The organism is Kribbella flavida DSM 17836 (genome assembly GCF_000024345.1).
Lineage (GTDB): Bacteria > Actinomycetota > Actinomycetes > Propionibacteriales > Kribbellaceae > Kribbella > Kribbella flavida.
Genome location: NC_013729.1, coordinates 1,243,200 through 1,256,980 on the forward strand (window position 1 = coordinate 1,243,200; position 13,781 = coordinate 1,256,980).

The window sequence follows — 13,781 nt, forward strand, 5'->3', positions numbered from 1 at the left end:
GTCTCGCTGGTCCGCAGTAGGGTGGCGCGGTGAGTCGGCGGACAGGTGGTGCAGCAGGGAACCGAGCAGGCGGCGGTGCCCGCGACCAGTCAGGTGCCGACCGGGCCGAGCTGTCGCCGCGGGACAAGTGGATCACGATCTACGGCCGCAAGCCGGTGCTGGAGGCGCTGAACGACCCCGCCCTGTCGGTGGCGAAAGTCGTGGTCGCGGACAACGCGGGCGGTGGCTCGCTGGACGAGATCCTGGCCGCCGCGCGCCGGCTCGGGACGCCGGTCGAGCGGGCTTCCTCGACCCGGGTGAAGTGGCTGGCCGGCAACGGCAAGCAGGACCAGGGCGTGGTCGCCGACGTCGACGCGCCCCGGATGACGCCGCTGCCGAACTTCCTGCGCCAGCGCGGCCGGCGGCCGACCAAGGTGTTCCTGCTCGACGGCGTGACGAATCCCGGCAACGTCGGCATGATCCTGCGCACCGCCACCGGCGCGGGCTTCGACGGTGTGATCCTGCCCCGGGCCGGTACGCCGCACGTCGGGCCGCTGGTGATCAAGGCCTCGGCCGGGGTCGCGTTCCAGGCGCCGATCGTGAACGCGCCGACCGCGAAGGGTGCGGTGGACGCGCTGCGGGCCGCCGGGTACGAGATCTACGGGCTGTCGGCCCGTTCCCAGCGCTCGCTGTTCCGGACCGAGCTGGCGCCGCGGGCGGTGTTCGTGCTCGGTGGCGAGACGCACGGCATCTCGGTCACCACCGACACCGACCTGCGGATCCCGCTGCACAACGGAGTGGAGTCGCTCAACGTCGCGGTCGCGGCGGCCGTGGTGGCGTTCGAGGTCGCCAACCGGCGCTGAACCCCTGAGTGGTCCAGATCACAGTGTTGACGGCGCATGCGATTCGGGCCGTCGGGTACCAAGCGGGGTGCAACACCTCAACGGTGGATTTCAGACGCCGGTACGAGTGCGGCCAGTTCGGCGGGCCGGGTCTCGGCCGGCGTCTTTGCCGTCTGGGGTGAGCGACGGAATCCTGTGCAGGTGCGGGCAGCACGGGCCGCCGCAAAACCGGTAGTGCTTGGGACTGCACCACGGTTTGCACACGACCCGCGCGGCGGGTGCCTGGTCGACGATGGTCATCCCCACCACTGTCACCCGGGAACCGGCCCACGTCACCGAGGCGCGCCGAGATCGCTACTGTCACGCTCGGTAGCGGAAAGCGGGTGACCTAGGCGTGGATTCGGCGCAGTACGTCACGCAGAACCACCGCGAACGCCTCGGGCCCCTCGGCGAAACCGGTGTGGTCGCCGGGGAACAGCGTCGGTTGTACGCCGAGCGCTGCAGCGAGCCGCCGGGAGGTGTGGTCGCAGAGCTGTCCCGACGACTCCTGCCCGATGCCGACCAGCACCTGGATCCCGGCAGACCGCAGTACGGCGGGGTCGGGCATCCAGTGGGTGCTCGGCCGCAGCTCGTGCTCGAACCAGAACCGCTCGTCCGCTACGGCCCGCGGGTCCCGGTCGCCGCCGAACATCATCGCCAGCGCCTCGTCCGGGATGGCCAGGTTCGCCTGCGCGAAGAACATCCGCCAGGCACCGAGCACGTCGCCGGCCAGGTAGGTCGCGCACAGCTGATCGGTTCCGGCGTGCACCGTCGCGGCGTCGTCGAGCAGGCCGACGACCGGCGGCTCGTGCGCGATCACCGCGGTGAGCTGCTCGGGATGGGCCTGGGCGAGCGCGAGCGCCGAGACCGCGCCGCCGCTGGAGCCGAACACCACCGCCGGTCCGGCGTCGACGTGCGCGATCAGCCGGGACAGGTCGTCGGCGCGCTGGGCCGGTGTCGAGTCCTGGTCGCGGTCCTCGACCTGGCTCCGGTTGATCGCGCGCGGGTCGGTGGTGAGCACGGTGTGGTCGGCGGCGAGCAGCTCGGCCAGGGGCGCGAACGAGTCGGCGTCCATCGGCGCTCCGGCCAGGACGACGAGGGGCCCGCTGCCCCGCAGTTCGTAGTACAGGGTGGCACCGGGAACGGTGAGCGAGGTCTGCGTGATCGTTGTCATGCCATCGACGATCCCGCAGGCACCCGGCGAGACTCCAACACCTCTTGGCCGCCGATCAACACGCCAGGTGTGTTAACAAGGGGACATGCCCGACGACCTGGAGATCCGGCTGCTGCGGTACTTCGTCGTCGTGGCGGAGGAGCTGCACTTCAGCCGGGCCGCGCAGAAGCTGTTCGTCGCGCAGCAGGCGCTCAGCCGGGACATCCAGCGGCTGGAGGAGCGCGCCGGAGTACGACTGCTCGACCGGACCACCCGCCGGGTCACCCTCACTCCGGCCGGCCTGACGCTGCTGGACCGGGCGCGGCAGCTGCTGGCCCTGCATGACTCGACTGTGCGTGAGCTGCGCGGCGAGGGACGCTCGCTGACGGTTGACGTGGTCGGGCCCGGTCTGACTCCGTCGCTGGTGCTGGCCGAGGCTCGACGGCTCGCGCCCGGGATCGAGTTCTTCGCCCGGTTCCACACCGGTGGAGAAGCAGCAGTGCCACACCTGCTGGCCGAGCGGCTCGACGTGAGCTTCGGAAGGGTCACCGAGACCTATGCCGAGCTGGAAGGGCGTGAGGTTCGCCGGGAACCTCTGGCGGTCTTGCTACCTGCGGAGCACCCGCTGGCAGAGCTGGACGCCGTACCGCTGGCTCAGCTGCACAGTGCCGGGGTGTGCTTCCGTGCTGGTGATCACGTGACGCCGGGCTGGGAGCACGCCGTACTGCAGCTCCTGGCGCCGTTCGGGGTTGAGGTGGGCGGCGCTCACCCGCATGTGCTCGGCGCTGACGAGCTCGCCAAACACCTGCACGACCGCAACGCGCCGATCCTCGCGTTGAGCACCCAGCCGGAGGTGCCGGGTTCCGTACTGCGCCCGGTGGTCGATCCGGTGCCGCTGTATCCGTGGGCGATGCACTGGCGGCGTAACAGCGATCACCCGGGCCTGATTGCCCTCCACGCCGCAGTCGATCGGCTGGCTGCGGCCAACAGTTGGCTCGGCGGTCCGGCCGACGCGTGGTTGCCGCGACCCGAGGCGGACGGGTGACGCCGTACGACGGGCCCGGCATCGTACGGGTGGAGATCGTCGCCCTGCTGGTGTCACCGGTCCACGCCTACGAGGGCAGACCGGCGGACGGACCGCGGGCCGATCCGCTGGACGGAGTGGTCGACCGGGTCAGCGTCCGGGCCGGACTGGGGCTGGTCGGCGACCGCTACTTCAACCAGGCCGTGCACCGGAAGGGGGCGGTGACGTTCTTCGCCGCGGAGGCCCTGGACGCGCTGACTGGTGAGCTGGGGTGGCCGGAGGGGCCTGATCCGCACCTGCTCCGCCGCAACGTCGTACTGCGGGGGTTCCCGGTCGACGAGCTGGCCGCGCGCAGGCTGCCGTCGGGGGAGCGGGTGGACGGCGCGCGGTTCGCGCTCGACTCGGGTGCCGGGCCGGTGCGGTTCCAGGCGCACCGGCCGGCGAATCCGTGTGCGTGGATGGACAGCGTCCTCGGTGCCGGAGCGTTCAAGGGGCTGCGCGGACGGGGTGGGATCCGTTGCGAACCGCTGGACGACGGTCAGCTCAGCCTGGGCCCGGCGAGGCTGGAACTGCTCGGCTGACCTGGCGTTTTCGGGTGGTTTTCGGTCGGTGGGTCTACCTTGCTGACATGGTGAGGCGGTTGGTGGCTGCAGTGCTGCTGACGGGGGTGCTGACCGGGTGCTCGGAGGTCACCGAGGACTCGGCCGGTACGCCGCCGACCGCACCCCTCACCACGCCCGCCCCCAGTACGCCGCCCGCTCCGTCCACCGGCCCCAGCGCGTCGACCAGTCGGCCCACCACGCCGTCGGCCAGGCCGACCACTCAGGCACCGCCTCCGGCACGCGCCTCAACCGTGCAGCGACTGGCCATCCCAGCCCTCCGCATCAGCAGCCTGCGAGTGGTCGCCTACAACGGCACCGCCGACGACCGGCCGGGCACGGTCATCCAGAACCGTGGCGTCGCCGCATCACCCCGCGGCCCGCGCGGCGGCGTCGGCCCCGGCGAGATCGGCAACTTCATCGTCACCGCCCACCGCACCACCCACGGCCGCCCGTTCGGGCGAATCCCCGCCCTGGATCCCGGCGACCACGTGCTGGTGACGGCCGGCGGCACGGTCTACGACTACGTGATCCAGCAGACGATGACCATCTCGTTCCGGAAACCGGCCGACCTGGCCAAGCAGAACGCCGCCGTCCCGGGCCGTCCCGGCGTGGTCCCGGCCCGCGCGATGATCACGCTCAGCACCTGCGCCACCCCCGAGGACCACGCCCAGGGCAACTACTGGAAGGACGCACTCGGCAACCCCGAGCACCGCATCAACAAGATCGGCACCCTGGTCGCCACCCGCCCCGCGCGCTGAGCTCAGGCCCGGCCGAACTTCCACCACTTCGGTTTGTTGGCCTTGATCTCTTCCTCGGTGAGCGGCGGCGGCACCGGTGGCCGGGACTCCTCGGTGAGGAAGTCGCCGGACTCGGTGTCGTACGGCGTGGCGCCGAGGCGGCGGCTAATCTCCATCACCACCGGGATCGAGCGCGGGCCGTCGTTCAGGTAGAAGGTGACGTCGTGCACGTCGACCCCCTTGCCGATCGACAGCTCCACGTCGTAGTCGTCGCTGCGCAGCACCAGCCAGGACTTCTTGGTGGCGTCGACGGCCGGCACCACCTCGCGGACCATCGCGACCACCTCGTCCGCGGTCCCCAGTGAAGGCGGTGCGTAGCCCTCCGGAATCTCGTCCAGCCGGCGCACGCCGCCCGGCCCTCGCATCGCGTAGATAGCCCAGCTCATGCCCCCAAGCATCCCGTGCCGGCCCGGCCCGGCCGGCACGGGGGTCAGCTGCCGCCGGGTTTGCGGGCGGTGAGCAGGGCGAAGGTGAGGTACTCGCCCTGGTCCTGCTCCAGCATCGCGAGCGAGTCGTCGGTCGTGCCGCGGTGCTCGCTGACGGCCCGCGACCAGGTCAGCCAGTCCTGCCAGCCGGTTTCCTGCAGCCGGGCCGAGGTGACCTCGACCAGCTCGGTGATCTCCCAGTGGAACCGCCACCAGTCGGCGGTGTGCCAGGCGATCGCCTCCCAGCCGACCAGCTTCTTGATGTGCTCGGGGATGTGGCCGAGTTCGCGGATCTCCCGGCGCAGCGCGGGGGTGGCGACGCCGAGCTGACCACCCGGCCGGAGGAAGGAGGTGAGGTAGGCGAGGTAGTTGTCGGCGGTGCCGAAGTACTCGTAGGCGTCGATGCAGACGATCGCGTCGAAGAACTCGCGGGCGAACGGCAGCGCGTGCGCCTCCGCCTTGAGCGCGGTGATGTCGAGGCCGGTGAAGTTGGCGGCGGCGTCGGTCGGGTCGATCCACAGGTCGGCGGCCCACACCTGGGCGCCGTACTCCTTGGCCAGGAACACACTGGTCACGCCCTTGCCGGAGCCCAGATCGAGCACCCGCATGCCGGGCCGCAGGTCCAGGTCGCGGGCCAGGTCCTCCAGCAGCCAGAGCGGGTGCGGTCCCATGTCGTTGGCAAGCACCCACTCCGGGTCGTACTTCGACGAGAGCGGGTACTCCGCCCGCTGCATCCACTGCATCGGCACAGCCAACCCGGTCCACCAGGTGCCTCGCAAGGGGGTTTCACCGGGGGTCGACAACTGTCGCGGCGCGCGGCAGAGTCGTCGCATGCGGGTGGAGCCGATGGATGCCGAAGGGCTGCGACTGGTCGAGCGGTGGACGGCCGACGACCCGGCCGGCGGCGCCGTGCTCGAGTTCTACGGCCAGGCCGTGACCAGGTGGGCACCGTTGCTCGAGGCCCCCACCCGGGCCGGCGGACTGGTCCGCGACGGCGACGAACCGATCGGTTTCGTCGACCTGGAGATCCTCGACGGGGAGGCGGAGATCATGTACTACCTGGCGCCGGCGTATCGAGGGCGCGGGCTCGGCCACGCGGCCCTGGCGCTGCTCGTCGACCTTGCTCGCGAGCACGGCGCCGCCTCGGTCCACGCCGAGGTCGAACCCGCCAACGAGGCCTGCGCGAAGGTACTGCGTGCCGCCGGCTTCACCGACCTGGGCACCAACCAGTACGGCGACGCGGAGTTCGTGCTCGCCCTGCCCGGCGGAGAAAACCAGGTGTCCTGACCAGTCGGGCTGACCATCATGAGTGGATGACGCCACTCGATCCGCTGATCCGCAGCTTCTACCGCGACCGGTACGTCGAGCACGACCGGTTGGCGCGCAGCGGGCACGGTCAGCTGGAGTTCCTCCGCACGCAGGAACTGATCCGGCGGTACCTGCCGCCGGCACCGGCCCGGGTGCTCGACGTCGGCGGGGCGACGGGCGTGCATGCCCGCTGGCTGGCCGCCGACGGCTACGAGGTGGAGCTGGTCGATCCGCTGGAGGAGCACGTGGCGGTGGCCGCAGCCGCCGGCGGGTTCACGGCCTCGCTCGGCGATGCGCGCGAGCTGGCGCAAGCTGACAACAGCGTGGGGGCGACGCTGCTGCTGGGTCCGCTGTACCACTTGGTGGATCGGGCCGATCGGCTGCAGGCGTTGCGTGAGGCGGGTCGCGTCACCCGGCGCGGCGGACTGGTGGTTGCCGTCGGCATCAGTCGGTACGCCGGTCTGCTGGAGTGCGGCAACAACGGACAGCTGTCCGAGGACAACCTCGGCTCGTTCGTCGACGTGCTGGCGACCGGCCTGCACCACGACGACCCGAACGGCTTCACCACGGCGTACTTCCACCACGCGGACGAACTCGGCGCCGAGCTCGACGACGCCGGCCTGAACGAGGTCTTCGTGCTCGGGGTCGAGGGCCCGGCCGCGCACACGCTGGAGAACGCCGCTCCGTCCGACGTCCCGCGTCTGATGCCGGCCGCGATCACGCTGGCGCGCCTGGTCGAGTCCGACCCGGCGATGATCGCCACCAGCCTCCACTACCTGGCCATCGGCCGGGTCGGCTGACACCGCGGGCCGGCCGACCCGGATCCGTGAAAGCCGTTTGAAAGCGGCTTCGCCTTGAGTGCTGTGCGACCGCTCTTTGGAGCACTCGCCCGTCATTCAGGAGGACCCATGTCAGCAAGACTCCGTACCCGACGCGCTCTCGCAGGGCTGGGCGCCGTACTGGCACTGACGGCCGTCGGTGGAATCGTGACGGCACCACCGGCCAGCGCGGCGTCCTGCCTTGCCGGAAACACCTGCTTCTACTGGACCAACGCCAACGGCACCAGCACGCTCAAGTACCAGGACGACGGCAACCTCAGCGGTTTGCTCCACCCGGGGGAACGCGGTGCCTGGGTCTGGAACAACGGGGATCGCTACCCCGGTGCCGACCACATCACCCTCACCACCAGCCTGAACGGGGCGCGGTGGCGGATCTGCCTGCATTACGGTCCCGCCAACTTCACCCAGGGGACCGGCGGCACCACCGCCGCCCGGATCGGCGTGGGGGAGATCGTCACCAGCTGGGTCTGGCGCGGGGAGTGCGCCGCTGGGGAGGACAACTGGCGGCGGGTCTGACCGCTGCCTGCGGCCTCCTTCAGCTGGCCGTCGGCCGGGTGGAGTGACACCGGTGGATCAGGTGTGGGCGTGGACCTTCGTCGGGGTCAGGCGCAGGACCACGCGCTGCACCTCGGCCGGCAGGTCGGCGTACTCCTGGCCGGCTCCGTCGCCCTCGTAGTGCTCGGCGAGCCGGATGGCGACCTCCCGGCCGGCGTCCTCGGCGACCTGCACCGTGCCGCGGAGCTCGGCGTACCGGCCGGAGTCGGCCGGGTCGATCACCAGCAGACTCGCGCGGGGATCGCGCAGCAGGTTCTGCACCTTGCGGAGCCCCCCGGTGCTCGAGATGACGACCTGATCGCCTTCGCGGCCGACCCAGACGACCGAGCTCTGCGGACTGCCGTCCGGGTTGAGCGTCGTCAGCACCGCCGGGTTCTTGCCATCCAGCAACTCGCGCACCGCGTCGTTCAACACCATGCCGCCATGCTAGGGCGAGCTCCAGTCAGTACACCGAGTAGCCGCCGTCGATGAGCAGGACCGAGCCGGTCATGAACGCCGAGGCCCGGCTGGCCAGGTAGACCACGGACGGCGCGATCTCCTCGGGGGTGGCGTAGCGCTGCTGCGGTGCGTCCAGGATCCAGTGCTGCCGGAACTCGGGCCGGTCGACCGGCGCCATGTCGGTCTTCACGTAGCCGGGAGCGATCGCGTTCACCCGGATGTCGTACGGCGCCCACTCCGCGGCGAGGCTGCGGGTCAGGTGGTGCACGGCCGCCTTCGACGCGTTGTACGACGCCTGCCACTGCGGCCGGTTCACGATCTGCGCGGACATGCTGCCCACGTTGACGATCACCCCGCCGTTGCCTGCCGTGATCATGCCGCGGGCAACGGCCGTACTGGTGTTCCACAGCGCGGTCAGGTTCAGGTCGATCACTTGCTGCCACTCGTCGTCGGGGACCTCGAGCGCCGGGCGGTGGATCGCAACACCGGCGTTGTTCACCAGCACGTCGATCCCGCCGAGCTGCTCGGTGACGCGGTCGACCATCGCGGTCACGTCGGCGCGCCGGGTGATGTCGGCCGTGACGGCGAGCCCTCGCCGGCCGCGGGCGGCGATCTCGGCGACGACCTGGTCGTTGCGGCCGGCGTCCCGGCCGACGATCGCCACGTCGGCTCCGGCCTCGGCCAGCGCGAGCGCGAACGCCCGCCCGAGACCGCGGTTGCCGCCGGTCACCAGGACCCGGCGTCCGTCCAACCCGAAAGTGTCCAGCACGCTCATCCGGTACTCCGTAACGCTAGGAAGCGGTCACGCTGCGTACCGAAGTGCGGCGTGAGGTCGCGGATCGATGTCAATCACTGCAATCCAGTACACCGTCGGGCCCGCCCGCAAGTAGCATCAGGCGGCGGTTCGGGACTGGGGGTGGTTCCGCGCCGATCACCGTGGGTGGGCCGGCCGCGTGCCGCGAACTGGGGGAGATGCGGGACAGCATGGCGAACGATGCAGCACCCAAGCCTGGGCACTTTCTGCCCGGTGGCGCCGGGGACCAGCCCGTGCCCCCGCCCCCCGCTTCCGCCAGACCCGACGCGACCTCGGTCGCCGGCACATCGCCGAGCCCGGCGTCGTCCGGCAGTACGCCGTTGACGGCGCCGACGCCTCGGCTCGGAGCGGAGGCGCCGGCCGGACCGCCCCAGCTGAGCGGATCGCGGCTCGGCCCGCCGCCGCCCGGCGATCCCGCCGCGGCCGCGTTCAAGGCGCGGTACCAGCCGGAGCCGATCCCGTACGTCGAGAAGAAGCGCTCGAAGGCGTTGGTGTCCGGGCTGGTCGCGGGTGCGCTGCTCCTGGTCGGCGGCGGAGTTTTCGCCGCGGTGAAGCTGCTGCCGGCGTACGACGACTTCGTCGCCAACCCGATGGGCACGCCGTCGGTCCGCGCCAGTGACGAGCCCGCCGACGGGAACGAGCCGGTCGCCGCGCCTACCCCGGACGTCGTGGTGGCGAAGGAGAACAAGCTCTACCGGACCGGCAAGCTGGCGCCGGCGAACTGCCGGGAGCCGCAGTACCGGCCGACGTCCAAGGAGAACGTGCGGGCCTACTACCAGACGCTGCTCGGCTGCCTGGACAAGGCGTGGGAGCCGGCCGTGCGCAAGGCCGGCCACGAGTTCCGTAAGCCGCGGCTGATCATCTTCGACAACGGCCAGGAGACGGCCTGCGGGGTCCAGCACGAGGTCCCGTCGTACTGCGCGGCCGACGGCGGCGCCGTCACGCTGCCTTGGGAGGGTCTGCCGGAGAAGTACGGCAAGGACCGCTCACAGACCCGGATCGACATGGCCCAGGAGCTCGGCTACCTGTACGGCGTGCACGTGCAGGAGCTGACCGGCATCTTCGAGGCGACCGAGAACCTCGGCGACACGGCGCCGAACGCGGCGGCCCGGCTGGAGCAGGACCGCCGGCAGGCGCTGCAGGCGGTCTGCCTGTCCTCGGTCTTCCTGAGCACGGTCAAGGCCACGTTCCCGATTCGCGGCGAGCTGCTCGAGTCGTACCGGTGGCGCAGCAAGCACAACGGCGACGAGGACTCGAAGGACAAGGTGCGCGACCACGGCTCCCGCCGCAACGTCGAGTTGTGGATGGGGCGGGGCTTCGGATCCGCCGATCCGGGCTCCTGCAACACTTTCGTCGCAGCCCCTGCCAAGGTCAGCTGACCCATCGAGGACTGGGAACGACGCATGCCCGACGAGCCGACACCGCCCACCCCGGATCCTGCCACGGGCCCGGAGATCAGCACGCCCGCGGTTGCGCCCGGTCCTGGGCACTTCCTGCCGGGTGGCGACGGGCAGGTCGGCGGCGCCGAGACGCCGCGGCCGCTGCGTGCCAAGGGGCAGGCGACAGGGCTGGGCAAAGCGGTACCGGTCGGCGCCGGCGAGCCGCGGCCGCGCGTGGCGGCGCCGCTGCCGACCGAGCCCGGGCAGAGCGGGTACGGCGCCCCACCGCCCGCTCCGTTGCCGGGAGCACCGAGTGCGCCGCTGACCGGAAGCCGTCAGCGCGGCGGCAGCCGGCCGGTCGGCTGGAGCTCGTCGTCGGCCCGCAGGACGCCGCAGTTCGCCGCCGATCCGGTGCCGGTGAAGCCGCCACGGCAGTTCTCCAAGCCGGTGATCGTCGCCGTCGCGGTGCTGGCGGTGATCGCCCTGAGCGGCGCCGGCGTCGCGGGCTACCGCATGATGGACTCCTACGACACCGTCGCGAACCCGCTCGCCCGCCCGTCGGTCAAGCAGACCGACGCCCCGCTGCCGGCTCCGCCGCAGCCGACCGTGACGGTGACCGCCACGCCGGTCCCCGACGCCGTCCGGGTGAAGCAGAACGCCCTCTACACCGTGGGCAAGGTCCCGGCCGTCAACTGCGCCGACCCCAAGATCAAGCCGAGCTCCGAAGCCGCGGCTCTGCGCTACTACCGGGCCCTGCTGCCGTGCCTGAACCGGGCCTGGGAGCCGCTGGTCCGCAAGGCCGGCTACCCGTTCCGCGCGCCGAAGCTGGTGCTGTACGCGAAGAACCAGACGTCCTGCACGGGCGAGAGCAACCTGGCCTTCTACTGCGGCGAGGACGAGACCATCACGATGCGCGGTGACCAGGACGCGAAGCTCTTCCGGCAGGCGCCCGAGTCCGGCCGGGCCGCGATCATGAGCACGCTGTCGCACGAGTACGCGCACCACGTGCAGATGCTCACCAACATCCTGATCTCGTCCAGGTCGCGCGAGGGCTGGGCGACCACCGAGCCCGCCAAGCTGGAGGAGAACCGCCGGATGGAGCTCCAGGCGAGCTGCCTCGGCGCGGCCTTCCTCGGCGCGAACAAGGCCGCGCTCGGCCTGACCGGTCGCCGCCTGACCGCCTGGGAGTTCCAGACCAAGCACTCCGGCGACGAGTACAACCCGAAGAAGAAGCGCGACCACGGCTCCCGCAAGAACCAGTGGCTGTGGGCCGGCGTCTCCTTCAAAACCGCCAACCCTGCCTCCTGCAACACCTTCGTCGCCCCCGCCGCGAAGGTGAGCTGACGCCGGTACGCCTTAAGGGGGTCAGTCCAGGCGGAGCTTGAAGCCCTCGTGGCTGTTGGTGAAGCCCAGGCGCTGGTAGAAGCGGTGCGCGTCGGTGCGGGTCTTGTCCGAGGTGAGCTGGACGAGGGTGCAGCCGCGGCGGCGGGACTCGTCGACGGCCCACTGCATCAAGGTGGTGCCGAGACCGGTGCCGCGGGCCGAGGCGGCCACCCGGACGGCCTCGACCAGGCCGCGGGAGGAACCGCGCCGGGACAGGCCGGGGATGATCGTCAGCTGCAGCGTGCCGACCAGTTCGCCGTTGCTCTCGGCAACCACGAGGACCTGGTTCGGGTCCGCGTCGAGGGCGGCGAAGGCGGCGTCGTACGGGGTCAGGTCGTCGAGCGACTCCCGGGTGGCGCCGAGCTGGTCCTCGGCGATCAGCGCGACGATCCCGGCGACGTCGGCGGCGGTGGCGCGGCGGATCACGGCATCGGTCATGGCGCCATGATGACAGGGCGCTGAACCGGTTCGGGCGCCGGGTCAGCAACGTCCGGTCGTCACAGTCCTTGCCTTACGCAATCACTTTGCGGTACCGGAAAGGCGTTTGCGCGCGGGCCGGCCGGGCACGGGTGGACCAGACACCACATCCGCCCGTGGCCGGGGTCGCGTGGATTCGGTGTGCGTGGCGGCGGTGCGGGCTCGGTCCGGAAGGAAGATGTCCGATGTCCGCACTGGCAATCGACTTCACCCAGCCGTTCGAAGATGCTTTCGGCAAGCTTCTCGGCTTCGTCCCGAACCTGATCGGCGGCCTGGTCATCCTGGCCGTCGGCTACCTGGTCGCGAAGGTGCTCGGCAAGCTGGTCAGCAAGCTGCTCGGCAAGGTCGGCTTCGACCAGTGGATGGAGCGGGCCGGCGTGTCCGGGGTGCTGCAGCGCTCCGGGACGGGGCTGACCGCGTCGGCGATGCTCGGCAAGGTCGTGTTCTGGTTCGTGTTCCTGATCGGCTTCACGATGTTCGCCTCGGCGCTCGGCGTACCGGAGATCTCGAACTTCATGAGCGCGATGCTCGGCTACATCCCGCGGATCTTCGCCGCGATCGTGATCGTCTGCCTGGCGGCGCTGTTCGCGAACTTCCTGGCCGCGATCATCCGCGGTGCCACCGGCAACGAGACGCTGGCCAAGGTCGGCAAGTACGCGATCCTGGTGTACGCCGCGTTCGCCGCGCTGACCCAGCTGGGCATCGCCGTCCAGCTCACCGGCAACACCCTGCTGATCGTGCTCGGCGGCCTGTCGCTCGCCCTCGGCCTCGCTTTCGGTCTCGGGGGCCGCGAGATGGCCGGCGAGGCGCTGCGCACGCTGTTCGACCGCGGCTCGCAGTTGGCCGCCGACCGCTCGAACGGCACCAGCGGCCAGACCGGCTACCAACAGCCCGGCAACGGCTACCAGGGCGGCAACGGCTACCAGACTGATCAGGGTGGCCACTCGAGTGAGCAGTACCCGGCCAGCCACGGCGCCCCGCAGTCCGGCAGTTGGTCCAACGGCTCCAACGGCACCTGGTCCGACGGCCAGCGCTGACCTCACGCACCCCGGGCGGACGCGACCAGGTCGGATCGCGCCCGCCCGGCCACGCGCCGAGACCTGGCACGCCAAGCCGGGACCTCGCACCCCAAGCCGGGACCTCGGACAGGCTATTCCCTGTCCGAGGTCCCGGCTCGGTGGTCGCAGGCCCGCCGTCAGCTCTGGGCGTCGGGGCCTGCGCGGCGGACGTTCTCGACCTTTTCCATCGCCTCGCGCAGGTCCTTGAGCCAGGTTTCGCTGTGTTGGGCGACGAGCTTGACGCACCAGCCGAGGGCGTCGCTGCGTGAGCGGGCAACGCCGGCGTCGACCAGGGTGTCCAGGACCTGCCGCTCCGGCTGGCGCAGTCGCGTCATCACCGGCGCGGACAGGGAGGTGAACACGGTGCGCGTCTCCCCGCATCGCACGCCCCAGGCGACCTTTCGCCGGGTCGCGTGCTCCAGTTCGCGGGCGATCTCGATCCGCCGCTCGCGGGTGTCCTCGCGGAACTGCTTGATCCGGCCCTCCTCGGCCGCCGACCGCGCGGCGGCGCTGACCTCGCCTTCCTGCTGAGGAGCCGGGATCGTGCCCACGACCAGGATCTCGTCCCGGTCGATGCTCACCTCCGGCTCCCCGTCGAACCACTCCTGCGGCAACCGCCCGGCCAGCCAGCCGCGGACCCGCTCGTCCTCCACCTGTGTACTCATGTAA

Annotated in this window: 17 protein-coding genes; 10 read left to right on the top strand and 7 right to left on the bottom strand. The window is 71.1% G+C overall.

Translation table 11 applies throughout. From position 1 onward, the window contains the following. The first annotated feature begins 29 nt into the window (after window positions 1-29). The gene (locus KFLA_RS05805) at window positions 30-842 is read left to right on the top strand and encodes a TrmH family RNA methyltransferase (RefSeq protein ID WP_012918837.1); all 813 of its coding nucleotides are present in this window, start codon (window positions 30-32) and stop codon (window positions 840-842) included. A 367-nt stretch (window positions 843-1,209) separates the two neighbouring features. Here the strand turns inward: KFLA_RS05805 and KFLA_RS05810 are convergent, their stop codons facing one another. Beyond that, window positions 1,210-2,034: an alpha/beta fold hydrolase gene (locus KFLA_RS05810; RefSeq protein ID WP_012918838.1), complete on the bottom strand. Its 825-nt coding sequence runs from the start codon at window positions 2,032-2,034 to the stop codon at window positions 1,210-1,212. 85 nt (window positions 2,035-2,119) lie between these two features. Here KFLA_RS05810 and KFLA_RS05815 point away from each other — a divergent pair, with 85 nt between their 5' ends. The 3 genes from KFLA_RS05815 to KFLA_RS05830 are packed head-to-tail and all read left to right on the top strand — an operon-like array spanning window position 2,120 to window position 4,397. Then, entirely contained in the window at window positions 2,120-3,058 is a 939-nt protein-coding gene (locus KFLA_RS05815) for a LysR family transcriptional regulator (RefSeq protein WP_012918839.1), read from the top strand. Further along, the gene (locus tag KFLA_RS05820; RefSeq protein WP_012918840.1) at window positions 3,055-3,618 is read left to right on the top strand and encodes a molybdenum cofactor biosysynthesis protein; all 564 of its coding nucleotides are present in this window, start codon (window positions 3,055-3,057) and stop codon (window positions 3,616-3,618) included. Before KFLA_RS05815 ends, KFLA_RS05820 begins: the two co-directional genes overlap by 4 nt. Window positions 3,619-3,665: 47 nt before the next feature. After that, entirely contained in the window at window positions 3,666-4,397 is a 732-nt protein-coding gene (locus KFLA_RS05830) for a class E sortase (RefSeq protein ID WP_083792809.1), read from the top strand. Window positions 4,398-4,399: 2 nt separating this feature from the next. Here KFLA_RS05830 and KFLA_RS05835 read toward each other — a convergent pair whose 3' ends face one another. Both KFLA_RS05835 and KFLA_RS05840 read right to left on the bottom strand, forming a co-directional pair. Further along, window positions 4,400-4,822: a hypothetical protein gene (locus KFLA_RS05835; protein WP_012918842.1), complete on the bottom strand. Its 423-nt coding sequence runs from the start codon at window positions 4,820-4,822 to the stop codon at window positions 4,400-4,402. A gap of 44 nt (window positions 4,823-4,866) precedes the next feature. After that, entirely contained in the window at window positions 4,867-5,604 is a 738-nt protein-coding gene (locus tag KFLA_RS05840) for an SAM-dependent methyltransferase (protein ID WP_012918843.1), read from the bottom strand. A gap of 88 nt (window positions 5,605-5,692) precedes the next feature. Here KFLA_RS05840 and KFLA_RS05845 point away from each other — a divergent pair, with 88 nt between their 5' ends. From KFLA_RS05845 to KFLA_RS05855, 3 genes are all read left to right on the top strand, one after another. Next, window positions 5,693-6,148, top strand: coding sequence for a GNAT family N-acetyltransferase (locus tag KFLA_RS05845; RefSeq protein WP_012918844.1), 456 nt, complete (start codon window positions 5,693-5,695; stop codon window positions 6,146-6,148). Window positions 6,149-6,174: 26 nt separating this feature from the next. Next, on the top strand, window positions 6,175-6,969 hold the full coding sequence (locus KFLA_RS05850) for a class I SAM-dependent methyltransferase (protein WP_012918845.1): 795 nt from the start codon (window positions 6,175-6,177) through the stop codon (window positions 6,967-6,969). A 108-nt stretch (window positions 6,970-7,077) separates the two neighbouring features. Beyond that, complete coding sequence (locus KFLA_RS05855) at window positions 7,078-7,524, top strand: hypothetical protein (RefSeq protein WP_012918846.1); 447 nt, start codon at window positions 7,078-7,080, stop codon at window positions 7,522-7,524. Window positions 7,525-7,581: 57 nt separating this feature from the next. On the opposite strand, the gene KFLA_RS05860 is transcribed toward KFLA_RS05855, so the two are convergent. Next, window positions 7,582-7,980 carry a PPOX class F420-dependent oxidoreductase gene (locus tag KFLA_RS05860; RefSeq protein WP_012918847.1) on the bottom strand — a complete coding sequence of 133 codons (399 nt, stop codon included), beginning with the start codon at window positions 7,978-7,980 and terminating at the stop codon, window positions 7,582-7,584. 25 nt (window positions 7,981-8,005) lie between these two features. Next, the gene (locus KFLA_RS05865) at window positions 8,006-8,776 is read right to left on the bottom strand and encodes an SDR family NAD(P)-dependent oxidoreductase (RefSeq protein ID WP_012918848.1); all 771 of its coding nucleotides are present in this window, start codon (window positions 8,774-8,776) and stop codon (window positions 8,006-8,008) included. A gap of 272 nt (window positions 8,777-9,048) precedes the next feature. Here KFLA_RS05865 and KFLA_RS05870 point away from each other — a divergent pair, with 272 nt between their 5' ends. Both KFLA_RS05870 and KFLA_RS05875 read left to right on the top strand, forming a co-directional pair. Beyond that, the gene (locus KFLA_RS05870; protein ID WP_237706737.1) at window positions 9,049-10,194 is read left to right on the top strand and encodes a neutral zinc metallopeptidase; all 1,146 of its coding nucleotides are present in this window, start codon (window positions 9,049-9,051) and stop codon (window positions 10,192-10,194) included. Window positions 10,195-10,218: 24 nt separating this feature from the next. Then, window positions 10,219-11,538 carry a neutral zinc metallopeptidase gene (locus KFLA_RS05875; RefSeq protein WP_012918850.1) on the top strand — a complete coding sequence of 440 codons (1,320 nt, stop codon included), beginning with the start codon at window positions 10,219-10,221 and terminating at the stop codon, window positions 11,536-11,538. Between the two features lie 21 nt (window positions 11,539-11,559). Here KFLA_RS05875 and KFLA_RS05880 read toward each other — a convergent pair whose 3' ends face one another. Beyond that, the gene (locus KFLA_RS05880) at window positions 11,560-12,015 is read right to left on the bottom strand and encodes a GNAT family N-acetyltransferase (protein ID WP_012918851.1); all 456 of its coding nucleotides are present in this window, start codon (window positions 12,013-12,015) and stop codon (window positions 11,560-11,562) included. 224 nt (window positions 12,016-12,239) lie between these two features. On the opposite strand from KFLA_RS05880, the gene KFLA_RS05885 reads away from it, so the two are divergent. Further along, a complete protein-coding gene (locus KFLA_RS05885; RefSeq protein ID WP_012918852.1) occupies window positions 12,240-13,091 on the top strand; it encodes a mechanosensitive ion channel family protein in 852 nt (283 codons plus the stop codon). A gap of 158 nt (window positions 13,092-13,249) precedes the next feature. Here the strand turns inward: KFLA_RS05885 and KFLA_RS05890 are convergent, their stop codons facing one another. Then, window positions 13,250-13,777, bottom strand: coding sequence for a hypothetical protein (locus KFLA_RS05890; protein WP_012918853.1), 528 nt, complete (start codon window positions 13,775-13,777; stop codon window positions 13,250-13,252). Window positions 13,778-13,781: the final 4 nt, after the last annotated feature.